The organism is Sphingorhabdus pulchriflava, from assembly GCF_003367235.1.
Taxonomy (GTDB): Bacteria; Pseudomonadota; Alphaproteobacteria; order Sphingomonadales; family Sphingomonadaceae; genus Sphingorhabdus_B; species Sphingorhabdus_B pulchriflava.
This window is the reverse complement of sequence record NZ_QRGP01000001.1, coordinates 1,864,330-1,888,499: the sequence shown is the minus strand read 5'-3', so window position 1 is coordinate 1,888,499 and position 24,170 is coordinate 1,864,330. Positions and strand designations below refer to the sequence as shown.

Here is a 24,170-nt window from a genome sequence, read left to right as displayed (position 1 = left end):
TCAATCACCTAATGTTACCACGACGCGGCCAATGGCCTCGCGCCGTTCGAGCACCAGCAATGCGTCGCGGGTTTGATCGAGCGGCAGGCGGTGCGAGATATGCGGGCGCATGATGCCTACTTCCGCCAATTTCTTCAGTTCGATGGATGTGCGCGCCGCTAGCTCCGGATCGCGGCGGCTGGCCTCGCCTGCGCGCAGGCCGATCAGGCTATAGCCTTTGATTAGCGCATGGTTGGCGGGGAAGCTGGGCGTGCTGCCGCTGGCAAAGCCGACAATCAGGAAACGTCCGCCCCATCCGATTGCGCGTGTTGCGGTTATCGACAGATCGCCTCCTACGGGATCGAACACAACATCGCAGCCTTTGCTGCCGGTCAGTTCTTTTACCTTGGTTGCCAAGTCTGGATCGGCAGGATCGAGCGCATGGTCTGCGCCAGCCGCAAGGATCGCGGACCGCTTTTCCAGGCTGGAACCCGTGCCGATGACAGTCGCTCCCATATATTTTCCCAACGAAACTGCCGCCATGCCGACCCCGCCGGCGGCACCCAGCACAAGCAGTGTTTCACCCGCTTTGAGTGCAGCCTTGTCGTGCAACGCGTGCCATGCAGTAACACCGCCAGCCCGCCAGCACGCTGCCTCTTCCCAGCTTAATGCATCGGGCTTGGTTACCAAAGCTGCGGCAGGGACGACGGCTTCTTCCGCAATACAATCGCCTTTGCCGCCACCCATAACGGCTTCTCCCGGCTGCCAATTGGTCACACCAGAGCCGACCTCGATAACTTCGCCCGAAAATTCCATACCGGGAACGAAGGGCGGATCGGGGCGGAACTGGTATTTGCCATAGGTCATCAGCAGGTCAGGGAAATTGAGTCCCGCTGCCTTGATGGCAATGCGAACCTCGCCGGGGTGCAATGGCGCGCGGTGGCGTTCCTCAATCCGGATGCTCTCGGGTCCGGTCAATGCCGTGCAGACGGCGGCGCGATACGTCATTTGCTGTTCCTCTCCCCGCGCAACCCATCCCAAAAGGTTAGGCGCTCGGCAATTTTTGCCTCCAGTCCGCGCTGGACGGGGCGGTAAAGCTCGGCTGGCTGCATCTCTTCCGGCCAATAATTGGCGCCCGAAAAGCCTTCGTCGGCATCATGATCATAGGCATAGCCTTGGCCATAGCCGATATCCTTCATCAGCTTGGTCGGCGCGTTCAGGATATTGGCTGGCGGCATCAACGATCCGGTTTCCTTTGCCAGCTTCCATGCCGCCTTTTGTGCCTTGTAGGCCGCATTGGATTTGGGCGCGGTGGCGCAATAGAGGCAGGCTTGGACAATGGCCAATTCACCTTCCGGAGATCCCAGAAATTCATAGGCATCCTTGGCCGCGATGCATTGTTCGAGCGCCCGCGGATCGGCGAGGCCAACATCCTCAACTGCAAAACGGGTGATGCGACGGAGCACATAGAGCGGTTCTTCGCCCGCAACCAGCATCCTCGCCAGCCAATAGAGCGCGGCCTGCGGGTCCGATCCGCGCATCGATTTATGCAGGGCAGAGATCAGGTTGTAATGTCCCTCGCGGTCCTTGTCATAAACCGGCATCCGGCGATGGAGGAGGGCTGCCATGGCCTGTGGGTCGAGCGGGGTGTCTGGAGGCGCGATGGCGAACAATGTTTCGGCCTGGTTGAGCAGGAATCGCCCGTCGCCGTCTGCACTCGCAATCAGAGCCGTGCGTGCGTCCTCGGTGAGGGGCAGGGGCTTGCCTTCAACATCTTCGGCACGATCCAGAAGCTTGCCCAGTGCCACATCATCGAGCCGCTTGAGCACCAGAACCTGTGCCCGGCTGAGCAACGCGGCGTTTAGTTCAAAGCTGGGATTTTCAGTCGTCGCACCCACCAGTGTAACGATACCACGCTCGACAAAGGGCAGAAATCCGTCCTGCTGGGCGCGATTGAAACGGTGGATTTCGTCGACGAACAGCAATGTGGCTTTGCCGGTGCGCGCTACCTGTTCGGCCTCGGAAAAGGCCTTTTTCAGATCGGCGACGCCCGAAAAAACCGCCGAAACCGCCATATAATGCATGCCAACCGCGTCGGCGAGCAGGCGCGCGATGCTCGTTTTTCCTGTCCCCGGCGGCCCCCACAGGATCATCGACGACAGTCGCCCGGCGGAAACCATCCGCCCGATCGCGCCATCGGGGCCGGTCAAATGCTCCTGACCCACGACGTCGGCGAGTGATTGCGGACGAATGCGGTCGGCAAGTGGGGAGTTTGCCGAAATAGTTTCGGAGCGGGCTTGAGGTGGGGCGCCGAAAAGGTCGCTCACGCCTTGGCCAGCTCCGTGCGACGTTGCCGGACCAGCCGCACATAGGTATCGGCCACGGCCTGATTGATCGCATCCCAGCTATAGTCGAGGCTGCGTTGCTCGCCGGCCTTGCCATGTTCTTTACGCAATTCTGCATCTTCACAGTAATTGCGCAACGCCTCGGCAAATTGTGCAATGGCGCCTGGTGTAATGAGGCGCCCGGAGCGGTTGTCGTCGACAAGGCTCTGGCTGCCGGTTGCTTTGGCAGCGACAACCGGCAGGCCGCAAGCCATTGCCTCCAGCGTCACATTGCCGAAGGTTTCGGTAACGCTGGGATTGAACAGTATGTCCATGCTGGCGACGGCGCGCGCCAGATCGGATCCGCCCTGGAAGCCGACAAATGCGGCATCGGGTAGGCGGCTTTCAAACCAGCCGCGCGCTGGCCCTTCGCCGATAACGAGAACCTTGTGGCGGACATTGCGGCGGTTGAGCTGGTCGATGGTGTCTGAAAAGACGTCGAGGCCCTTTTCCATTACCAACCGTCCAAGGAAACCGATGACCGGCATGTCATCGGTGATGCCCAATCCATTGCGCCATTGCAGGTCGCGGCGTGAGGGATTGAATATGTCGCGATCGACACCGCGCGACCAGATATCGATATCGTAATTCATCCGCTGTTGGCGGAGCACCTGCGCCATCGATTCCGAAGGCGCGACCAGCGCATCGCATTTCCGGTAAAGCGTGCGCAACCAAGCTTCAACCAACGGTTCGAGGAACGACATGTTGTAATAACGGAAATAGGTTTCGAACCGCGTGTGCACCGAGGCGAGCACCGGCAGGTTGCGTTTACGCGCCCATTTCACCGCCTTGCGGGCCACCCGGTCCGGGCTGGAGATATGCACGACATTGGGCGCGAAGGCTTCCAGATCACGCTTTACTGCGCCGGAAAGCGCCAGTGGAATGCGATATTCGGGGCGGTTGGGGATCGCCATTGATGGCACGCTCACCAAATCGCCGGTCGGCGGAAAGGCAGGTTCGTCAACGGTTGGAGAATATACGCGCACCTGCGCGCCCTGACGCAACAAATAGCCTACCAGCCGGTTGAGCGCCTGGTTTGCGCCATCGCGCACATAATTATAGTTGCCGCTAAACAGGGCAATGCGAAGGTCCGCCGTCTGCATCCGCAGTCTATTAGACAGCGGCGGCGTGATTGCCAATGGCCAAGCCGCAACCGGGCGGTTAAGCTCTGGTATGATCAAGACGAACATCGAAGCCTTGTTAATCGGCAAACCCGTTTCGTTCAGAGGCGAGGGGGAAGACAGCTCCATCGGCTCACGCCTTTCGGTCGACCATCCGGTCTATCTGACCTTCACCGGATTTGAAGGCGATCGCGTCGGCGACCCGACTGTGCATGGCGGTGAGGATAAGGCGGTGCATTTCTACCCGGGCGAGCATTATCCGATGTGGGAAGCCGACTTTGCCAAAGCTGGGCGTGAACCCCATCCGCATCTTGGCCGATTGGGCGGTTTTGGAGAGAATATCTCGGCATTGGAAATGACCGAGGATAGCATTCACATTGGCGACCGGTTCCGGATCGGTGAAGCATTGGTCGAGATCAGCCAGGGGCGGCAGCCTTGCTGGAAAATAGACCATCATTTCGGGATGAAAGGCATGATGGCTGCGGTCGTCCAGACCGGCCGTAGCGGCTATTATTTCAGGGTGCTCGAAGTGGGCCATATCAAACCTGATGACAGCATCGAACAGGTCGAACGCGCGCGCCACGGCTGGACCGTCGAGCGCGCGTTTCAGTTGTTAATCGGCGGTATGCACCGCATGGACGGGGCAAATGCCGCATTGCGCGAATTGGCGGAAATGGAGACACTTGCGCTTCACTGGCGCTGGCGTGCCCGACAGTTGCTCGAAAGTCTGGGCGAGGCGTAACTTTGAGGCCAAAAGTAGCGAACCAGAGGCTATGATGAAAAAATTAGGTCACACATTAATTGCCATTATTTCAGCCATGCTGGTCTTTGCGTCGGCCAGCGCCTCGGAGGCGCGCAGTAAAACTGAAACCGCAACAGCCATTTTCGCTATGGGCTGCTTCTGGTGCGCCGAGGCTGATTTTGAGAAGGTCGACGGCGTGATTGATGTCGTATCGGGCTATACCGGCGGACGCACCCGCAACCCGACCTATGAGCAGGTGAGTGCGGGCGGAACCGGCCATTATGAAGCCGTGCGCGTCACTTATGATCCGGCGAAGGTGAAATATTCCGAATTGCTGACTGTCTTCTGGAAGAATGTTGATCCGTTTGATGCTGCCGGCCAGTTCTGCGACAAGGGGGAGAGCTATCGCGCAGCGATATTCCCGGGAAGCGCTGCCGAGCGAAAGGCTTCACTGGCTTCACGCGATTACCTTGCCGGCTTTTTCAAGCGCGACCTGGTCACCAAAATCGAACCACGCACAGCCTTTTACCCAGCCGAGGACCATCATCAGGATTATTACAAAAAGAACCCGATCCGATACCGCTACTACCGCAGCCGTTGCGGACGTGATGATCGGTTGAAAGACGTGTGGGGGAAGTAAAAGGCTTACCCCGCCGCTTCGCCCACTACCTCTGGCCTGTACAAACGCACGCGGGTGACGCGGCGTTCGTCGCCTTCGACGATTTCGATTTTCCAACCGCTTTCCGGGTGTATCAGCACGTCGCCCACATCGGGAACCTGACCTGCCAGAACAAAGGCGAGTCCGCCGATCGTATCGACATCCTCATCAACTTCAGACAGTTTCTCGTCCAACGCCTCTGCAAGATCATCCAATTCACTCCGCGCATCGGCATCCCAGATGCCCGGGGAACTTTCGACGAAAAGCGCTTCGGGTTCGTCGTCATGTTCGTCCTCGATCTCGCCGACAATTTCCTCGACCAAGTCCTCGATGGTGACAAGGCCTTCGGTGCCCGAATATTCGTCGATCACGATCGCCAGATGGGTGCGTGTGCGACGCATTTCGTCGAGCAACTCCATCACGCCCATGCTCTGCGGCACAAAACGTGGTTGGCGGATGAAGGCTTCCAAGCTGTCCGGCTTCTCCTTGCCTTCCGCTAGAACTGCGAAGATGTCCTTCACATGGATCATGCCGGTGATATTATCGAGCGTGTCCTTGTAAACCGGCATGCGGCTGTGGCCATGTTCGACGAAGGCGGCGACAGCCTCTTCGAAGCTGGCATCGTCTTTGATACCCAAAATATCGGCACGCGGCACCATCACGTCATCGACGCGATGTTCGGAAAAGTGGAGCAGGTTGCGCACCATCTCGCGCTCTATGGCCGAAAGGTCGCCTTCGCTATCTGGCGCTTCGCCTTCCTCTACATCTTCCTCATGTTCGGCGATTTTTTCTTCGAGCTGTTCGCGCAATGTCGGTTCATGATTGCGCCCGAACAGCAGCGACTTCACGCGCTGCCATAATCGGCTGTCCTCGGTTTCGTCCTTGCGGGGTCGTAAACCGCTACTACTCTCGCCCTCCGTCATGGGGTTGGCTATGCTGCCTCCGGCTGTTTTCAGTGGTCGCTATATGGATTGGCGATGCCCAGCGATGCAAGCGCTTTTACCTCCAGCGCCTCCATATGCTCTGCTTCCGCTTCGTCTATATGATCGAGCCCTAGCAGGTGGAGCGTGCCATGGACGATCAGGTGGCTCACATGACGCGTCAGCGGGACGGTTTTTTCCTCGGCTTCGGTCGCGCAAACAGCATAGGCCAATATCATATCGCCGAGCAACACTTCGCCATCGTCGGTGTTGGCCAGCGCATCCAGTTCGTCGGTTTCGAGCATGGGAAAACTCAACACATTGGTCGGCTTGTCCTTGCCTCGCCAAGTGCGGTTGAGCTCGTGAACCTCTTTATCGTCCGAAAGCCGGATGCTGATCGAAAGCGTGAAGGGCGCTTCGGCCAAGTCACCGTGCGATGAAACTGAAAAGGCTGCCTTTACAGCATCTTCTGCTATGCGTTCCCAATCAGTCTGGCTATCCCAATCGCGCGTCCGGTCGATATCGACCTCAAGCATTTGGCCCCTCATAGGCATCGACAATACGGCCAACCAGCGGGTGGCGGACGACGTCGCTGCTGTTGAAGCGGATGGTGGTGATGCCCTCTACCCCCTCAAGCCGCTGGACCGCATCATTCAGCCCCGAATAGGTCGCGCCACCGGGAATATCGACTTGGTTCGGGTCCCCGCAGATCACCATCCGGCTGTTCATGCCAAAGCGGGTGAGGAACATCTTCATCTGCGCAGGGGTGGTGTTCTGCGCCTCGTCGAGGATGATGAAGGCATCGGACAGCGTGCGACCGCGCATGAAGGCAAGGGGTGCAATCTCGATTTCGCCGCTTGCGATCCGACGCTCGACCTGCTCGACCGGCAATGTGTCGTGCAGCGCGTCGTAAATCGGGCGCAGATAGGGATCGACCTTTTCCTTCATGTCGCCGGGTAGGAATCCCAACCGTTCGCCAGCCTCCACCGCAGGGCGAGACAGAATCAACCGGTCGACCGCGCCGGTAATCAGCATGGCGACCGCCTGTGCGACCGCGAGATAAGTCTTGCCAGTACCCGCCGGGCCTAAAGCGAAGATAATCTCATCGCGCGCCAGTGCGTGCATATAGGGCACCTGCGTTGCCGAGCGCGGCACCAGCGTTTTCTTGCGGGTGCGGATCATCACTTCGGGGGCGCCGCCATCATCCTTGCGCAATATGCCGTCGAGCGTCGGTTCGGCACTCATCGAAATGATCGCTTGCACGGCTTCAGGGTCAATCTCCTCACTGCGCATCACGCGGCTGTAAATGTCGTTCAGAACATCGCGGGCGCGGGCAATCGCTCCTGCCTCGCCCTCGATCTGTACCCGGTTGCCGCGTGCCGAGATATAGACCCCCAGCCGGTTCTCAATGGCGACCAGATTGCGATCAAATTCGCCAAATACTGTGTTGATGAGGTGCGGGCGGTCGAAGGTAATTTCGAGCCGCGACATATCGCCGGCTTGCGCTTGGGCTTTTTTCGCCATTCAGGCTGCGACCTGCATCAGTAACTCTCCCTTGAGACTCAGCGGACCTGCTTCGACTATGTCTACATCGACAATATCGCCGATGGAAAGCCCTGGCGCCAAGATATGCACAGATTGTAGCCAGGGCGACTTTCCGATCAACTGACCCTCAAGTTTGCCGGGCTTTTCGAGCAACACCGATGTACGCTTGCCGAGAGTGTCGCGGTTGAAGGCTGCCTGTTGCTCGCTGATCAATGCCTGCAGCCTTTGCAGCCGTTCGTCGGCCACTTCGTGTGCAATCTGGCCGTCCATCGTGGCGGCTGGCGTGCCGGGGCGGGGGCTGTATTTGAAAGAGTAGGCGTAGCTGTAGACCGTTTCGCGCACGATGCTGAGCGTGTCTTCAAACTCGGCGTCGGTCTCGCCGGGGAAGCCAACGATGAAATCGCCCGACAACGCTATATCGGGGCGTACTGCGCGCACCTTTTCGATGATCCGCAAATAGCTATCGCGGCTGTGACTGCGGTTCATGGCTTTCAGGATGCGATCATTGCCTGCCTGCACCGGCAGATGCAGATAAGGCATCAGCTTTTCGACGTCGCCATGCGCGGCAATCAGCCCGTCGGTCATGTCGTTGGGATGGCTGGTCATGTAACGGATGCGGTGCAAGCCATCGATCCGGTCGAGTGCGCGGATCAATGTTCCCAGATCCTGTTCGCCATCACCCCAAGCATTCACATTCTGGCCGAGCAGGGTGATTTCCTTCGCCCCCGCATCGACCAGCGCCTTGGCTTCATCGACCAGTTCGGCGAAGGGACGGCTGATTTCGGCACCGCGCGTATAGGGAACCACGCAATAGGTGCAGAATTTGTCACAGCCTTCCTGCACCGTCAGAAAAGCGGTCGGCCCGGTTTTGCGGCGCTTGGGCAGGGCGGCGAACTTGTCGAGGCCCGGCAAATCCAGGTCAACCGTGCTTTCGCCCTTCGCGACAGCAGCAACCATCTCGGGCAGCTTGTGATAAGCCTGCGGGCCGACGACAATATCGACTTCACTGGCGCGGCGGCTGATTTCCGGGCCTTCGGCCTGCGCAACGCAGCCAGCCACGGCGATCACAGGTGAACTGCCATCCTTGCGGCGCAGGCGGCCGATTTCGGAATACACCTTCTCGGCCGCTTTCTCGCGGATATGGCAGGTATTGAGAATGACTAGGTCGGCATCTTCCTTGTCCGACGCATCCATGCCGCGCGCGGCAAACATCTCTGCCATCCGTTCGCCATCATAGACGTTCATCTGGCAGCCGTAATTTTTGACGTGAAAGGTCTTGGGCGACTCGTTGCTCATGGAGCGGCGCTATACATCGCGCCTATAGTGGTCGCCAGCCTGCATTGCCTCCGTGATGCGATGCCGCACTTCCGCCGAAATCGCCTTGCGGTCGGGGAAATGGGAAGGGTCGAAAGGCTCCAGAAAATGGAGCGTTGCTGTTACGGGCATGACATAAGTCATGATCCGCCAGAAATTCTCTACTATTCCCTCTTCGCCAACCCAGGAGAGGCGACGTGTATGTTCGCCATAGGTGAGGAATACCGGCTGCACCATCATACCGTCAGGAGGCGGAACAAGCGCGGCAAAAAGCGAGGGTTTGAAGGGGAGCAAGCCAGAGCCATCATGCGTGGTCCCTTCCGGAAAAATCGTCACCGGTTGATCCCCCGACATGGCTTCGCGCAAATCGTCGACCTGATCACCGACGCTCAAACGGTTTTCGCGGCTGACAAAGATGGTGTTGTTGATCGTGCAAAGCCAGCCGATCAGCGGCCATTTCTCGATCCCGTCATTGGCGACGAAGGTGCAGCCGGTAACCCCGGATATGACAGGGATATCGATCCAGCTATGGTGATTGGCGGCGTAGAAGACATTTTTACGGATGCGCTGCCCGCTTGTTGCGGTTGCGATGCCGGCGGTCCAGCTGATCGACAGCAGGAACAGCCGTGGCCAGGGTGACGGCTGGCGAAACAATCTCCAGATATTGTGGAGGACCAGCCCGACCAGAAGCGACGCGGCCATCAGCAACAGGCGCGCACCAAACAAGATCTGCCCGAAAATCAGGCCGATCGGGTTGCGCTGCTTAATCGTCGCGGCTGAGTGCAACGCCGTATAGCTCCATACGGTGGTCGACCAGGCGATAGCCTAGCTTTTCGGCTATGACCTTCTGCAAGGCTTCGAGTTCGGGATCGACAAATTCAATGACTTTGCCGGTTTCGACATCGATCAAATGGTCGTGATGCGCCTCTGGCGATGCCTCATAGCGCGCGCGCCCGTCACCAAAGTCATGACGGTCGAGAATGCCTGCTTCTTCGAATAGCCGCACTGTGCGGTAAACGGTCGCAATCGAAATCTTTGCGTCGATCGCAGATGCGCGGCGATAGAGTTCTTCGACATCGGGATGATCGTCTGCATCGGATATGACACGCGCGATCACGCGCCGCTGATCGGTAATGCGCAGGCCGCGTTCGGCGCACAGCGCTTCAAGGTCAATCCGGGATTCCATGTTACGGTATTTAGTGTCGCGCGGGGATTCGTCAATGAAAAGGGCCAGTCCACACCCGACCGGCCCTTTCATCAATTTCGCTTTGAGTGAAAGATTATTTCACTTTCTTTTTGCGGCCTGAACCGGGTGCACGACCTAGGCCGATTGCCTTTGCAAGGTCTCGGCGCTGTTCGGCATAAGCAGGGGCAACCATCGGATAGTCGGCTGCCAGGCCCCACTTTGCACGATAGTCATCCGGCGTCATGCCATAATGCGTCATCAGGTGGCGCTTGAGCATCTTCAGCTTTTTGCCGTCTTCAAGGCACACGATGAAGTCGCGCTTGACCGAAGTGCGGATGGGCACAGCCGGTTCGGGGGCAACGGCGGGCGCGGATGACGGCGTCGTCAACCCGGCAAGCGCAGCATGTACATTACCAATCAGCACTGGCAGATCGGAAACAGCAACGCTGTTGTTGCTGACATGTGCTGCTACAATATCTGCGGTCAGCGTTATCAGCATTTCATTTGCTTCATTCGTTTCATCGGTCATTATATATTCTCCCTTACCCGGCTATTTTCATGTTTACAGCACTGTCACTAAAGCCCAGCGAACGGGTTTAATCAATGGTGTATATTTACAAGTCTGATTGAAATCGGGAATATTGGAGCAGGCTTGCTTATATCAAAAGTTAAGCGCCATCGTTGTAGCATCGAATCGCTGACCGTCGACACCTCTATAATAACCCCGTCGAGTTGCTTTGGCAGCGAAACCCAATCTGGTATAGAAGTTGGCAGCACTATTATTCGCACGAACCTCTAGAAACAGATTTTGTCGGCCGCTGTTCTTTGCGATGCTAATAATCGACGCAACAATCTGGGTTGCGACACCTTGGCGCTGAAAACCTGGGTCGACACCGATCATCAGCAATTCTTCTTCATCCAGAACCCATCTTGTCAGGGCAAAGCCGACGATCTGGTTTTCAATTGCGGCCAGTAGCAATTGGCTGCCGGGCATTGCTAGCAGCGAGAGACATTGGCTCGCGGTCCATGCTTCGCCATATTTGGGGTCAAAAGCGGCGTTCATAATCGGCATGATCGCAGCAATGTCGCGCGCATCGCCGAAAGTGATCGACACCATCGTCACTTGGCCTTTGGCAATTTTGCATCGGGGCCGCGAACATAAGTGGGCGTGGCATCCACGGCACCTAGATGTTCAATCAATGGCCAGTGGCGCGCGTCAGAAACGGCCTCTGCGACAGCGCCGCTACCCCGCAACCCTGCGACCAAATCGGCGGCATCGCCAACGATGGTGTCGGCGGTTGAAAGCTGTGCGACGGCGTCGGGCACCAGCGATTGCGGCGCGGACAATGCGCTGCCATTTGCCGCAAAGCTCTGGAAGAACAACTCACCATGCCCGCCATGAACGGCGACATCGATTGTGGTCGTTGATCCGGATGTCTGGCGTGCAATAGCTGCCATTAAGGCTAGTCCGTTATAGCCTTGGCATCGAACATTCCATGCCAGCGCCAAAGCTTTCGCCGCTGATACACCGACACGAATTCCTGTAAAACTTCCCGGCCCCACATTGACCGAAAGGATGTCGGCAAGGCCCTTTTCGGGCAGTTCGGCGATCATCGGTACCAGTCGTTCGGCATGTCCGCGCCCGATAACTTCATGGCACGCAGCGATGCATTCCATGTCTTCGAACAGCGCCACCGAACAGGCACGCGTTGCAGTATCTATGACCAGCCGTCTCACGCTGCCGCGCGTAACCGATCAGACGATCTTGTTAAAGCGCTCAAATGCCGGGCGGGGGCTGCGTTCGAAGATTGTCGCCGGATCGCCATAGCCAATGGTCGAGATGAAATTGGATTTCACCTTGGTGCCTGCGAAAAAGGCTTCGTCAACTGCATCGTTGTTGAAACCCGACATCGCACCGGTATCCAGGCCCAATGCGCGCGCAGCAAGGATGAAATAGCCGCCCTGCAGGCTGCTGTTGCGGAAGGCGGTCTTCTCGATCAGCGCATCATTGCCGACAAACCAGCTGCGCGCATCGGTGTGCGGGAAGAGCTCAGGCAGGTTTTCATAGAACTCCATGTCCATGCCAATGATCGCGGTGGCAGGTGCCTGCAGGATTTTCTCGCCATTGGCGGGCATGGCAAGCGCGGCGAGCTTTTGCTTCGATTCATCGCTGACGCACCAGACAATGCGTGCCGGCAGGCAGTTGGCCGAAGTCGGACCGTACTTCATAAGCTCCCACACCGCTTCCAACTGTTCGTTCGACACCGGCGTGTCGAGATAGCCATTATAGGTGCGGGCGGTGCGGAAAAGCTGGTCAAGGGCTGCATCGCCCAGCGGTTGGTTGATCGGCATATCGGGTTCCCCGGTTCGTTGGATATCAGGCCGCGCGGACTTCGGTCACTTCGGGCACATAATGTTTCAAAAGCTGCTCGATGCCATTTTTCAGCGTCGCGCTCGATGAAGGGCAGCCCGAGCAGGCACCCTGCATCTGCAGGAAAACAACGCCGCGCTGGAAGCCGCGATAGACGATATCCCCACCGTCATTGGCGACCGCGGGTCGGACGCGGGTTTCGATCAGTTCCTTGATCTGGTCGACAATCTCTGCATCGGCAGGATCATCGAGCGGATATTCGTCATCTGCTGCGGGTACCGAGAACCCGGCCTTGGGCGCATGGAACAGCGGCATATCGGCGGTGAAATGGTCGAGAAGGATCGATAGCACATCGGGCTTCAAATCGGCCCAGTTGACCCCAGGAGCAGCGGTCACCGAAATGAAGTCGCGCCCGAAAAACACGCCGGTTACATCGCCCAGTCCGAACAACGCTTCAGCGAGCGGCGAAGCCTCGGCCTCTTCATGGTCGGCAAAATCGCGTGTGCCTGCGTCCATCACAATGCGTCCGGGCAGGAATTTGATCGTCGCCGGGTTCGGCGTCAGTTCTGTCTCGATAATCATAGCCCCCATTTGGGGAGAGCGGGCAGGGGACACAAGGCCTTTTTCCTTCGCTGGCCAAAAGAAAACCCCGCAGCTTGATTAGAGCTACGGGGTTTTCCTCGGGAGGAACCTGTGGGTTTAAGCAGATGCCTTCTCGTCCTCGCCCTTGGTCTTCCAGAGCGAGTAGAATATCCCGCCCAATATCAAGGCGAATGTTACGGCGAGGCTGAGCACCGGTGGGAATTTATCCCCACCCAGAATGAAGTCGGAGACGAAGATTTTCGACCCGATAAACACCAAAACCAGAGCCAGCGCATATTTCAGGTAATGGAAACGGTGCACCATCGCCGCCAGCGCAAAATAGAGCGCACGCAGGCCCAGGATAGCCATGATGTTCGACGTGTAGACGATGAAGGTATCGGTGGTGATCGCGAAGATCGCGGGCACCGAATCCACCGCAAACACAAGGTCGGCCAGATTGATGACGATCAGCGCCAGCAACAGCGGGGTCATCGCGGTGACCATCTTGCCCGTCTTGCTGTCGGGAACCTTCACCAGAAATTTCTCGCCGTGCAATTCTGGCGTGACGCGGAAGTGCTTGTTCATGAACTTGACGACAGGGTTTTTGGAAACGTCCATTTCCTGGTCACCGGTGAACAGCATCTTCACGCCCGTCGCGATCAGGAAGGCGGCGAACAGGTAGAGCGTCCAATAGAATTCCTGCACCAGTGCAGCACCCGCCGCGATCATGATACCGCGCAACACGATCACCGCGATGATACCCCAAAGGAGCGCGCGGTACTGATATTTGGCTGGAATCGCGAAGTAAGTGAAAATCAGGCTGATCACGAAGACATTGTCGATCGACAGCGCCTTTTCGATGAAGAAGCCGGTATAATATTTCATGCCCAGATCGGCACCCTTGGCGTACCAGACCCAAAGGCCGAAGAGCAAAGCGATGCTGATGTAAAAGGCAGAAAGCTTGAGGGATTCGGAAATCCCCATTTCCTTGTCTTCCTTATGGAGGAAACCAAGGTCAAACGCAGTCAGAATGACGACAATGCCGAGGAACGCCAGCCAGAACCAGACCGGCGTGCCCAAAAACATATCAAACAGGAAATCCATCTATCGGGCCCCTAATGTGTCCAATCCGTCCCGGGAGACGGAGGTTGCGCCGCGTGTCGCGCTTTCGGATGAACAATCCGACATCACGCATGCCGCCGCATGCGCCAGAGGGGCCCGGATTGAGTGGCGATTTAGGGGTTGTTACGGGAATTTCAACTGGGAATTTGCCTGTAGCGAGATAACCAAGCCCAACGCTTTGGATTAAATCGAGTAATCCGAGCCAGATTCGCTTCTTTGCCGCTCGGCGGAAATGGCCTCGGCGCGGAGCAAGAGGTTTTCCAGATCATCCAGGTCAATGTCGAAGGTTTCGCCACTTTCGGCAATGGCTTGATCAATATCGGCGCGCAGAAGGCCGGACAATATGGGGGTTTCGATCACAGGTTCCGGCCGATGCGGATAGCTGTGCTGTGAAAAACGGTGGTAGACCCAGCCCATTGCCAGCAATGCCGCACTGTTCGCGGCGACCAGCGTTACCGGATAGGCAAAGCCTGCCTTCACGATGGCATCCCCGCCCAATATCGCAGTAATCGCAACGGCCCCTCCGGGCGGATGGAGGCAGCGCAGGATAGACATTCCCATGATCGCCAGCCCGACTGCCAGCCCGACGGCAAGCGCCGGATCGGGAATTGCATGGGCGACCGCTACGGCGACAGAGCCGGAAACTACATTGCCACCGAATACCGGCCATGGCTGGGCGAGGGGACTGGCAGGCACCGCAAAAACCAGAACCGCCGAAGCGCCGATGGGCGCAACCAGGAACGGAAAATCGGGAAAGGCATATCTAACCAGCATACCTGTGAGGGCGGCGACCAATACGCCAAAGGCCGCACCGGCAGCGGCGCCGCTGCGATCACGCAGACTGGCCCCGGCAAGCAGGGGGACGAACAATCGCAATCGGCGCATCAGCCCTTCATTTTCGCCAGCATCTCGCCCATTTTCTGGTGGAGCATGTTCACGGCCTTCAGCGGGCGCACCATCACTTTGAAATGGGTGATCAGACCGTCGTCATCGCACGAGATCATGTCGATGCCATTGATTTTGATGCCGTCGATCTCGGCGGTGAATTCCAGAATCGCGCTGTTTTCGCGGTTCCATTCGCCGACATAACGGAATGTATCATTGCCCAGCGTATGGCCTGCGGCCGCGAGATATTGGGAGGTGATCGCCTTGCCCACTTGCGGTGTGTGCACCACGGGGCTTTCGAAAACGCAATCGTCGTGCAGGATTTTTTCAATTTCGGCGACGTCTTTCGATAGCGCGACGCGGTGCCAGATTTCTGCGGGGTTGTGTGCCATAATTTCTATCCTCCCAAACCGTAGCCCTGAGCTTGTCGAAGGGCGCTTGTCCGTAAAACGTGCTTCGACAGGCTCAGCACTGCGGTGATTAGTAACCCAAGTCCAAGTTCACCAACGGCTCCAGCTTTTCGCCCTTGTGATAGCGTTTGAGGTTTTCGAGGAAGCGTTCGGCGGAGCGCACAAACATTTTGTCCTGCGCGCGGCCCGACAGATGCATACTGATATGGCAGTTATCGAGGCTCCATAACGGGTGATCGGCGGGGAGCGGCTCGGGTGTCGTGACGTCCAGAAACGCACCACCAATTTGCTGGTCCTGCAATGCCTGCACCAGCGCATCCTGATCGACCACCGATCCACGCGCGATATTCACCAGCACCGCGCTCTGCTTCATCTCTGCCAGTTCGTCGGCACCGATCATTTCCTCGGTTTCGGGCGTTGCGGGGACGGCAAGGATCACCCAGTCGAACTCACCCAGCCGCGCCTGCCAGGCATCGGGTGCCAGGCTCGACGGGCCCGGTGTGCGGCGGACTATTGTCACATCGACATTGAATGCCTTCAACCGTTCCTCAATCAGTTTACCGATCGCGCCATAGCCCAGCAGCAATGCCTTTGATCCATAGAGTTCCACCTTGCCGGGCGAATCGACCAGCCATTCGTGCCGGTCCTGCGCGTGCATCACTTCGCGATAGCCCTTGGCGATGTTGAGCATCCCCATGACGACATATTCGGCAATGGTGATCGCATTAATGCCCGCGCCATTGGTGACCTTGGTTCCGCGTTTCTTGAGTTCGGCGAGCGGCATGCCATCGACGCCCGCATAAATGCTGTTAAGCCATTTGAGGTTGGTTGCAGCGGTGATGATCGCCGCCATGTCTTTCTTGTCATACATGTCGAACCAGCCAATTTCGGCGAGCGGCGCCAGTTCCATCGCCTCTTCCTTGGTCACATACCAATGCGCCTCGACCCAGTCGGGCAGGCGCGGTTCGACCATTGCGCGGATCAGGCTGGATGCCACGAATTTGGTTTTGGTCATCTTCTTCTCCCCTCCCCAACCCCTCCCCTGAAGAGGAGGGGCTTAGGTAGTTCTAAACCTCAATCCGCCAGTCCCAACCCAACGGATCACCGTCCATCACCTCGACGCCCTTGGCAATAAGATCGTCACGGATCGCATCGGACGCCGCGAAATCCTTGTTGGCGCGGGCTTCCTTTCGGCTGGTCAGGGCAGCTTCGATTTCCGTTGCGCTGATTTGCGCATTTTTGGGCTGAACCCGCAAGTCGGCGCGTTCAAGTTGCAGCAAGTCGAGTCCCAGCACTGCGTCCATTTGCGCAATTGCGAGCAGCTTCTGCCCTTGATCGATCTTTTTGAGCGACAGTGTCTCTTCGAGCGCAGTCAATGCGATGGCTGTGTTCAGGTCATCCGATACAGCCGCATCAAAACGCTCAAACAGATCAAGCAAACGTTTGTCAGTCACTTCACTGGCGGGCTCAGTGCCCTGCAAAGCCGCAACCGCCATCACCATCCGCTTCAACCGCGTGAAGGCCGCCTGCAGTCCTTCCCACGAAAACTCCAGCTCGCTGCGGTAATGCGCCTGCAGGCACATCAGGCGATAGGCGAGGGGGTGGAAGCCCTTGTCGATCAGCAGTTGCAGGCGCAGAAACTCGCCCGACGATTTCGACATCTTGCCACTGCGTTCGACGAGGAAATTATTGTGCATCCAGATGCGCGCGCCGGTATCGGCGCAGCCTTCATGCGCCTGATTTTGCGCGATTTCGTTCGGGTGGTGGATTTCGCGATGGTCGATGCCGCCGGTGTGGATGTCGAACGGCATGCCGAGCAGCGCCTTTGACATCACCGAGCATTCGAGATGCCAGCCCGGCGCGCCGCGGCCCCATGGCGAGTCCCATTCCATCTGCCGCGTTTCGCCTTCGGGCGTCTTGCGCCAGATCGCGAAATCAGCCTTGTTGCGTTTGCCCTCAACCTCGTCGATGCGGCCTTCTCCGTCATCGGTCACTGCACGGGCGAGGCGGCCATATTCGGGGACGGTCGAGACGTCGAAATAGAGGCCGCTGTCGAGCTCATAGCAATGCTTGTCGGCAATCGATTTGCCCCACTCGATCATCGCATCGACATATTCGGTGGCCTTGGGGTGCGCCGGTTTGCGGATGTTGAGCCGCGCCAGATCCGCCTCGAAATCGGCCTGATAAAAAGCCGCAATTTCCCAAGCCGACTTGCCCTGCGACGCTGCCATCTTTTCCATCTTGTCTTCGCCCGCATCGGCGTCAGACGTCAGATGCCCGACATCGGTGATGTTGATCACATGGGTCAGCTTATAGCCCTTGTAACTCAGCACCCGCCCCAGCGTGTCAGCGAAGACATAGGCGCGCATATTGCCGATATGCTGGTAATTATAGACCGTCGGCCCGCAGCTATAGACGCGCGCCTCGCCGGGGTGGACTGGCTGGAAGGGCTCCAGTTGGCGGGTCAGGCTGTTGAAGAGTTTCAGGTCGGACATGGAATGCGCATTGGGGATTGAAATTTGCCTCGTCAACTCTTGACCGTAGCCCTGAGCCTGTCGAAGGGCGCTTATCAGCGTTGGCGCTAACCTTGAGGCGCCCTTCGACAGGCTCAGGGCTACGGTTTTTCAATTCAGCCTCAGAACCCCTCCCAACTCACCACCTGATCGAGCGATGCCCGCCCCACCGGGAAGTTATTCACCGGCGCATCTGGATCGCGATAGCCGATCGCTGCCCCGCAGAAGAAGATATGGTCGTCAGGGATGTCAAAGCACGCCCTTATTTGCGGCGTATAGATGGCCCACGCCTCTTGCGCACAGCTATCGAGACCCTCTTCGCGCAGCAGCAGCATTACGGTTTGCAGCCACATGCCGATATCCGACCATTGCGGCGGGCCCATATAGCGCGGGGTGTGGATCAGCATCAGCACCGGTGCGTCAAAGGCTCGGAAATTGCGCGCAAACCACATCAGCCGTGCCATTTTGTTGTCACGCGGAATATCGAGCGCGGCATACATCGCTTCACCCACTCCAAAGCGGCTGTTCTTGTACCGGCCATCGAGTTCGGGCGGGTAGATGGCATATTCGGGCTTGTGCGCAGCGGGACCTTGCGGAACGACCTCTGCAACGGCCTCCAGCAATTTCTTCAGCGGCTCTCCCGTCGCCATCACCGCATTCCACGGCTGCGTGTTACCGCCAGACGGCGCGTTCTGCGCTTTATTGAGGATGCTTTCGAGCAATGCCTTGTCGACCGGCTTGTCGAGAAATTCGCGCACCGACCGGCGGGATGCGACTGCTTCGGTGACGTTCATATGCGGCTCTCCAGAGATTTAATCGTTTGATTAAACTTCTGTCACGCCCTCAGCGAATTGCAAGCCTATTCCTCGTCGAACAACCCTGCCAATTGTTCGATCATCGTACCGCCCAGTTGCTCGGCATCCATGATGGTGACGGCGCGGCGATAGTAACGGGTGACGTCATGGCCGATGCCGATCGCGACCAGTTGCACCGGGCTGCGGCTTTCGATCATCTCGATCACGCGGCGCAGATGTTGTTCGAGATAGCCGCCATGATTGACCGACAGCGTCGAATCGTCGACCGGCGCACCGTCCGAAATCACCATCAAGATGCGGCGGTCTTCGGGGCGGGCGATCAGGCGGTTGTGCGCCCAGAGCAGGGCTTCGCCATCGATATTTTCCTTGAGCAGACCTTCGCGCATCATCAGGCCCAGATTGCGGCGGGCGTGACGCCACGGCTCGTCAGCCTTTTTGTAGACGATGTGGCGCAGGTCGTTGAGGCGGCCGGGCATGGCGGGGCGACCGGCGGCGAGCCAATCTTCGCGCGATTGTCCGCCCTTCCATGCGCGGGTGGTAAAACCCAATATCTCGGTCTTCACGCCGCAACGTTCGAGCGTGCGTGCCATGATGTCGGCGCTGATCGCGGCTATGCTGATCGGACGGCCTCGCATTGAGCCTGAATTGTCGATGAGGAGCGTGACCACGGTGTCACGGAACTTGGTTTCGCGCTCGACCTTATAGCTCAGCGAGCTCCCCGGCGAAACGACGATACGGGCGAGCCGGGCGGCATCAAGAAGCCCTTCTTCCTGATCGAAATCCCAGCTGCGGTTCTGTTGTGCCATCAGGCGGCGTTGCAGCCGGTTGGCGAGCCGTGTGACCGCACCCTGCAAGCCCGAGAGCTGCTGGTCGAGATAGGCGCGCAAGCGGTTGAGCTCTTCTTCGTCAGCCAGCTCGGTCGCGCCGACAACCTCGTCATATTTGGTCGTCCAGCTCTTATAATCGCTTTGCGGCAGATGGTCCCAATTGCGGCGTTGCGGGTTGACCGGCTGCATGCCGTCTTCGCCCATATCGCCGTCGGTATCGTCCATGTCGTCCATCTCGGACGAATCATAATCGGCCTCGGACTCCTCGCCTTCGCCCTCTTGCGGCTCGGCGCGCGCTTCGGCTTGGCCTGCTTCGCCCTGGCCCTCATCGTCGCTTTCGCCGTCCTGCTCTTGCTCCTGCTCGGACTCGTCGCCGCCTTCATCGGCTTCATTGGGCTCGATCTCGCCTTCGGTCAGGTCGAGATGCTCAAGCATCGTCTGCGCGAGCGAAGCAAAGGCTGCCTGATCGTCGAGCGCGAGACCCAGTGCATCGAGATCACTACCCGCTTTATCCTCAATCCAGCCGCGCAGCAGATCGACACCTTGCGACGCAATTTCGGGCACCGCTTGGCCGGTCAGCCGTTCACGCACCATCAAAGCGAGCGCGGTCGATATCGGCACCTCTTCGGCCGCCTGCGCGCGCGAAATCGGGTCGGTGCGCAGCCGCATTTCGAGCGCATGGGTGAGGTTGCCCTTCACCCCGTCCATTGCGCGCGAACCCAGCGCCTCGATCCGGGCGGTTTCTATGGCGTCGAACGCGGCCCCTGCCATCGCCTCATGCGGGCGCAATGCCGCGTGGCGGGCGACGTCATGATGCTTCAGGCGCAATGCGAAACTGTCGGCAAAACCGCGCGCTTCAGCGATCTGTTCGGGCGGCAGCGATCGGCCCGGCATCGGCACACGGAAATTCTTCCCTGCTTGCGTCGGCGCGTCGGCGGTGAAGGCCAGCTCGACCTCCGGATCATGCGCAATCGCGCGCGAGGTGCCGGTCAGCACCTGCTTGAACTGTTCGAGAGGGGAATTGTCAGCCATTTTCGACTCAGGGCCTTAACGGCAAATTTCGACCACGCAAAGGTTCAGTTGCAATTGAAAACCAGCAATTCATTCGGTTGCTGGGGAAGTAACTGGCGCACGGCTAGATTCATCGAAGTCACCTTTTCCAGCATCGCAGGATCGGTCGAACAGCTCTTCACATCATATTGACTGCGCGCTTCACGAGCCTTTTGCATGGCCTCTGCTCCAAGCAAGTGGCGTTCGATGCGATAGGTGCTGCTGTCAGGTTCAAAGCTAATAATCGAAACCTGCGCCTCATTGTTTGGCACGAAGGTGCGGGTCCACAGGCCGTTGGTTTCGACATATTGGGTGCGCGTATTGACACAGCCTGTGTCGGTCCATTCGAACGGCACATCGGCGGTGTCGGACACGGTGATGCGGCTGCGGCTCCGGTCGATGACGCAGGTCATTTTGCCGGCGCGCGCCACCTTGGCAGGAGCAGCCGGGTCTGCGGTCTCGCTGAGTGTGGTGCGCGTTCGGGTGTCGACTTCGTCAAAGCCGGGGCGCGTGAACCAGGTCAGGAAAGCGGCAACCACCAGCGCGGCGGCCGAACCACCGGCAAGCTTGGCGTGGTCGCGTCGCTCGCGTTCTAGCAACTGCCAGCTTGTCCCGGCAGCACCGAGAGCCAACAGGATCAGGATTACTGTCAGCATCAACCGGTTGTCGCGCGATTCAATGATGTCATATTCGGCCTGCCGTCGCGCTTCGCCAAAGCTCTTGGTGCGGGCAGATTCAGCGAGCCGGTTTTCTTCCTCGATGCGCGCTTTTTCGGCAGCAGCTCTTTCGGCTTCGGCGCGGCTCAAATCGGCGCGCGACAGGCATTCGCTGTCGACGCTGCGAATGCCCACATTGTTTTGACGCAGAAAGGCCACGGCCTCCCGCTGGGCAACCGCGAAGAAAAATTCGGCGTCGCTGCCATCCGAAATACTACCGAAGCTGTTGACGCCGAGCACGCGTCCGCACGCATCAACCAATGGCCCGCCGCTGTTGCCGCCGCCGATTGCGGCCGTGTGCAAGATTGTCTCAAATTCCTTGGCGGATCGTCCAGCGGAGACGTTGCCTCGTGTCTTGACCGGCGCTTGCGGGCGCAGGACATCGGACATGTTGAGACCCTGGGCGATATCAACGCCGCCCGGATAGCCGATGGCAAAGACATCCGATCCGTCGCCCACAGGTCCGCTGTAAAAGGTCGCCGGAGTCAGCCGCTTGCCATCATTCAGCGCAATCAGCGCGAGATCGTTGCGTGGCGAGCGATCAATGATCTCGGCCGTTATCGCCTCACCACCGTCGGAAGGCACAATGACCACACGGATCGCGCCATCATATTCTTCTTCCGAAACGACATGGGCGTTGGTCAGGATTTTGTCGGGCGCGACGACGATGCCCGATCCGTGTCCGATTGGAGTATCCCCGCCTGATGCGGGAAAAACGACGACGCGCACGACGCTGCGGCTAGCGGCGGCGATGTCTGATGGGTCGGCACGAACCGCCGAAACGGCCAAAGCCGCCATCGCTGCCACCAGAAACCAGTTCAGAAGCTGCCGCACACACGAATCTCCAAATCAGGCCCCTGCGCCACTCGACCATAAATCGGGCGGGCAATCAATCTAAGCCAAACTATTGATGCCCTCACTGGCGCTGGGGATCTTCCCTCGACTGCACATTCACACCATCGCGGCCGATCGTGACGTCCAGAGGTACGCCCTCAATTTGTCCGCTGACGGTTACCCCCTTGTCGGGATCGACGCGGACTTCAGTGCCGTTGATATTGACCGGCAGTTCGGGAATTTCAGGCAGGTCGAGCGGCTCGATCGGGCCTTCGGGATCGGGCTCGACCACCGGCTTCGGCTTGGGCCGCGCGCCCGCGCCTTTGACCGCTTGCCCCATGAAATCGCGCCAGATGCGCGCGGGCAGGCCTCCACCGGTCATATTTTTCAGCGGGGTATTGTCATCATTGCCGATCCACACGCCGACCACCAGATCGCCCGCAAAGCCGATGAACAGCGCATCACGATAGTCCTGACTGGTGCCGGTTTTGCCATAGGCCGGGATTGCCAATCGCGCCGCACGCCCGGTGCCCTGGTTGACGGTCGCGCCCAGTAATTCGAGCAACGCCTTATGGTGCGCATTGCTGAAACTGCGTTGCGCAGAAAGTAGCCAGCCGAACCAGCCTTCTTCTTCAGCGACAAAGGCGCGCGGTTCGACCGGCCATTTGTTTCCGGCAACACCTGCATAGGCGGAGGTCAGCTCGATCAAGGTCATGCCCGAACTGCCCAGCGCAAGACTGGCATCGCGGGTCAGTGGGCTTTCAACGCCGAGGTCCTTCGCCGCACGAGCAACCGCGCTATAGCCCAGCTGGTTGTACAGCCGCACGGCGACAACATTGCTCGATTGGGCGAAGGCCTGTTTCAGCGTGATTTTGCCGCGATAGCGGTCGCTATAGTTTTTGGGGCGATAGTCGCCCTCGGTTATCGGGCTATCGTCGACCTTGCTGTCAGGCGTCATCCCGCTGCGTAATGCCGCCGAATAGACGAACAGTTTGAAGGTAGATCCGGGCTGTCTCTTGGCCTGTGTCGCGCGGTTGAAGGGGGATTCCTTATAACTTTTACCGCCCACCATCGCGACAACCTCGCCATTGGGCCGCATCGCCACTAGCGCTACTTGCGCATTGCCGAGCGGCGCGCGCGCTATCACATTGCGGGCAATATTCTGCAGACGTGAGTCGAGCGTGGTGCGGATGACCTGATCAGCATAGCCGGTTTCGGTATCCAGCCGCGCCTGCGGCATGGCCCAATCGGCGAAGTAGGTGCCGGTGGGCAGCGTTTCCTTATAGCGCACATCGATCCGCGCAATTGGCGTCGCGTCGGCCTTGGCCTCGCTGATCGCGCCGGTTGCGACCATTGCGTTCAAAACCAGCTTCGCGCGTTTGGCGGCGCGCTGGGGATTGCGGGTGGGGGCGAGCCGGTTGGGTGCCTGCACCAGCCCTGCCAGCATCGCCGCCTGCGACAATGTCAGCCTCTCGGGTTGGCGGTAAAAATAATGCAGCGAAGCGGCGCGCAGACCGTATACATTGTCGCCGAAATAGGCGTTCGACAGATAGCGTTCGAGGATTTCGTCCTTGGTCAGCCAGCCTTCGAGCCAGAAGGCGATTAACGCCTCGCGCGCCTTTCGTGTCAGGCTGCGCTCTGGCGTCAGAAAGGTGAATTTGGCGAGCTGCTGTGTAATCGTACTGCCGCCCTGTTTCAGGCCGCTGCCAAAGGTGTTGCTCCACAGCGCACGGGCGATGCTGCGCGGATCAACGCCCCAGTGCGAATAGAAGCGGCGGTCTTCGATAGAGAGGAAAGCCTGCACCACATGTGGCGGCAGATTTTTGACCTCAACGGGTTTATCGACGACGGCGCCGTTGCGGGCAATCGGCGTGCCGTCCCAAGCGAGCAATGTGATGCGCGGCGGGGCTATCGGCTGCAGCGATTTGGAGAGCGGTGCGGTGATCGCCAGCCAAAAGACGATGAGGATGAACAAAGCCAATAGTCCAGCGCTGGCACGGCTAAACCACCACCAGCGTGTCTTGCCCATGAGCCAGGGCTTTCCGGGTGCGTTGGGCTGTTCTGTATTGACTGTCGATTCCCAAGGCTTGGGCTCACCCGGAAACATCCCGGCATAGGCACGGTCAAACGCGGCCAGTCTGCCGTCTATATCGGTGGGAACAGGGGTCTTGGATCGCCGGAAGAACATCGATGCAC

General features: G+C 58.6%; 25 protein-coding genes. 2 read left to right on the top strand and 23 right to left on the bottom strand.

The window, feature by feature from the left end; genetic code table 11:
- From DXH95_RS09285 to DXH95_RS09275, 3 genes are read right to left on the bottom strand one after another with little or no spacing between them, the layout of a single operon-like run.
- The gene (locus tag DXH95_RS09285) at positions 1–987 is read right to left on the bottom strand and encodes an NADPH:quinone oxidoreductase family protein (RefSeq protein ID WP_115549056.1); all 987 of its coding nucleotides are present in this window, start codon (positions 985–987) and stop codon (positions 1–3) included.
- Positions 984–2,306, bottom strand: coding sequence for a replication-associated recombination protein A (locus DXH95_RS09280; RefSeq protein WP_115549055.1), 1,323 nt, complete (start codon positions 2,304–2,306; stop codon positions 984–986). Before DXH95_RS09280 ends, DXH95_RS09285 begins: the two co-directional genes overlap by 4 nt.
- Positions 2,303–3,466: a glycosyltransferase family 4 protein gene (locus DXH95_RS09275; protein WP_115549054.1), complete on the bottom strand. Its 1,164-nt coding sequence runs from the start codon at positions 3,464–3,466 to the stop codon at positions 2,303–2,305. Before DXH95_RS09275 ends, DXH95_RS09280 begins: the two co-directional genes overlap by 4 nt.
- A 70-nt stretch (positions 3,467–3,536) precedes the next feature.
- On the opposite strand from DXH95_RS09275, the gene DXH95_RS09270 reads away from it, so the two are divergent.
- Positions 3,537–4,226 (top strand): MOSC domain-containing protein, encoded by a 690-nt coding sequence (locus tag DXH95_RS09270; protein WP_115549053.1) that lies wholly within the window; start codon positions 3,537–3,539, stop codon positions 4,224–4,226.
- Positions 4,227–4,257: 31 nt separating this feature from the next.
- On the top strand, positions 4,258–4,866 hold the full coding sequence (gene msrA / locus DXH95_RS09265) for a peptide-methionine (S)-S-oxide reductase MsrA (protein WP_115549052.1): 609 nt from the start codon (positions 4,258–4,260) through the stop codon (positions 4,864–4,866).
- 5 nt (positions 4,867–4,871) lie between these two features.
- Here msrA and DXH95_RS09260 read toward each other — a convergent pair whose 3' ends face one another.
- From DXH95_RS09260 to DXH95_RS09165, 20 genes are all read right to left on the bottom strand, one after another.
- Complete coding sequence (locus tag DXH95_RS09260) at positions 4,872–5,807, bottom strand: hemolysin family protein (protein WP_115549051.1); 936 nt, start codon at positions 5,805–5,807, stop codon at positions 4,872–4,874.
- A gap of 29 nt (positions 5,808–5,836) precedes the next feature.
- Positions 5,837–6,340 (bottom strand): rRNA maturation RNase YbeY, encoded by a 504-nt coding sequence (gene ybeY / locus DXH95_RS09255; RefSeq protein ID WP_115549050.1) that lies wholly within the window; start codon positions 6,338–6,340, stop codon positions 5,837–5,839.
- Positions 6,333–7,328 (bottom strand): PhoH family protein, encoded by a 996-nt coding sequence (locus DXH95_RS09250; RefSeq protein ID WP_115549049.1) that lies wholly within the window; start codon positions 7,326–7,328, stop codon positions 6,333–6,335. The genes ybeY and DXH95_RS09250 overlap by 8 nt, the downstream gene beginning before the upstream one ends.
- On the bottom strand, positions 7,329–8,645 hold the full coding sequence (miaB, locus tag DXH95_RS09245; protein ID WP_115549048.1) for a tRNA (N6-isopentenyl adenosine(37)-C2)-methylthiotransferase MiaB: 1,317 nt from the start codon (positions 8,643–8,645) through the stop codon (positions 7,329–7,331). It lies immediately after the preceding gene.
- A gap of 9 nt (positions 8,646–8,654) precedes the next feature.
- A complete protein-coding gene (locus tag DXH95_RS09240; RefSeq protein ID WP_239016592.1) occupies positions 8,655–9,449 on the bottom strand; it encodes a lysophospholipid acyltransferase family protein in 795 nt (264 codons plus the stop codon).
- Complete coding sequence (locus DXH95_RS09235) at positions 9,427–9,849, bottom strand: Fur family transcriptional regulator (protein WP_115549047.1); 423 nt, start codon at positions 9,847–9,849, stop codon at positions 9,427–9,429. The genes DXH95_RS09240 and DXH95_RS09235 overlap by 23 nt, the downstream gene beginning before the upstream one ends.
- Positions 9,850–9,943: 94 nt before the next feature.
- Positions 9,944–10,378, bottom strand: a complete 435-nt coding sequence (locus DXH95_RS09230; RefSeq protein ID WP_115549046.1) for a Ros/MucR family transcriptional regulator — start codon at positions 10,376–10,378, stop codon at positions 9,944–9,946.
- Positions 10,379–10,510: 132 nt separating this feature from the next.
- A complete protein-coding gene (gene rimI, locus DXH95_RS09225; protein WP_115549045.1) occupies positions 10,511–10,966 on the bottom strand; it encodes a ribosomal protein S18-alanine N-acetyltransferase in 456 nt (151 codons plus the stop codon).
- A gap of 2 nt (positions 10,967–10,968) precedes the next feature.
- Positions 10,969–11,586: a tRNA (adenosine(37)-N6)-threonylcarbamoyltransferase complex dimerization subunit type 1 TsaB gene (tsaB, locus tag DXH95_RS09220; RefSeq protein WP_115549044.1), complete on the bottom strand. Its 618-nt coding sequence runs from the start codon at positions 11,584–11,586 to the stop codon at positions 10,969–10,971.
- An 18-nt stretch (positions 11,587–11,604) separates the two neighbouring features.
- On the bottom strand, positions 11,605–12,195 hold the full coding sequence (locus DXH95_RS09215) for a malonic semialdehyde reductase (protein ID WP_115549503.1): 591 nt from the start codon (positions 12,193–12,195) through the stop codon (positions 11,605–11,607).
- Between the two features lie 31 nt (positions 12,196–12,226).
- Positions 12,227–12,802, bottom strand: coding sequence for a NifU family protein (locus DXH95_RS09210; RefSeq protein WP_115549043.1), 576 nt, complete (start codon positions 12,800–12,802; stop codon positions 12,227–12,229).
- 117 nt (positions 12,803–12,919) lie between these two features.
- Positions 12,920–13,906 carry a TerC family protein gene (locus tag DXH95_RS09205; RefSeq protein WP_115549042.1) on the bottom strand — a complete coding sequence of 329 codons (987 nt, stop codon included), beginning with the start codon at positions 13,904–13,906 and terminating at the stop codon, positions 12,920–12,922.
- A 201-nt stretch (positions 13,907–14,107) separates the two neighbouring features.
- Positions 14,108–14,809 carry an HPP family protein gene (locus DXH95_RS09200; protein WP_239016591.1) on the bottom strand — a complete coding sequence of 234 codons (702 nt, stop codon included), beginning with the start codon at positions 14,807–14,809 and terminating at the stop codon, positions 14,108–14,110.
- Positions 14,809–15,201, bottom strand: coding sequence for a nuclear transport factor 2 family protein (locus tag DXH95_RS09195; protein WP_115549041.1), 393 nt, complete (start codon positions 15,199–15,201; stop codon positions 14,809–14,811). The genes DXH95_RS09200 and DXH95_RS09195 overlap by 1 nt, the downstream gene beginning before the upstream one ends.
- A gap of 88 nt (positions 15,202–15,289) precedes the next feature.
- Positions 15,290–16,234 carry a D-2-hydroxyacid dehydrogenase gene (locus tag DXH95_RS09190; RefSeq protein WP_115549040.1) on the bottom strand — a complete coding sequence of 315 codons (945 nt, stop codon included), beginning with the start codon at positions 16,232–16,234 and terminating at the stop codon, positions 15,290–15,292.
- Positions 16,235–16,286: 52 nt separating this feature from the next.
- The gene (gene cysS / locus DXH95_RS09185) at positions 16,287–17,714 is read right to left on the bottom strand and encodes a cysteine--tRNA ligase (RefSeq protein WP_181883616.1); all 1,428 of its coding nucleotides are present in this window, start codon (positions 17,712–17,714) and stop codon (positions 16,287–16,289) included.
- A 140-nt stretch (positions 17,715–17,854) separates the two neighbouring features.
- Positions 17,855–18,526: a nitroreductase gene (locus tag DXH95_RS09180; protein WP_115549039.1), complete on the bottom strand. Its 672-nt coding sequence runs from the start codon at positions 18,524–18,526 to the stop codon at positions 17,855–17,857.
- Between the two features lie 65 nt (positions 18,527–18,591).
- A complete protein-coding gene (cobT, locus tag DXH95_RS09175) occupies positions 18,592–20,406 on the bottom strand; it encodes a cobaltochelatase subunit CobT (protein WP_115549038.1) in 1,815 nt (604 codons plus the stop codon).
- A 44-nt stretch (positions 20,407–20,450) separates the two neighbouring features.
- Positions 20,451–21,974 carry a S1C family serine protease gene (locus tag DXH95_RS09170; RefSeq protein WP_115549037.1) on the bottom strand — a complete coding sequence of 508 codons (1,524 nt, stop codon included), beginning with the start codon at positions 21,972–21,974 and terminating at the stop codon, positions 20,451–20,453.
- An 82-nt stretch (positions 21,975–22,056) separates the two neighbouring features.
- Positions 22,057–24,162: a transglycosylase domain-containing protein gene (locus DXH95_RS09165; RefSeq protein ID WP_239016590.1), complete on the bottom strand. Its 2,106-nt coding sequence runs from the start codon at positions 24,160–24,162 to the stop codon at positions 22,057–22,059.
- Positions 24,163–24,170 lie beyond the last annotated feature (8 nt).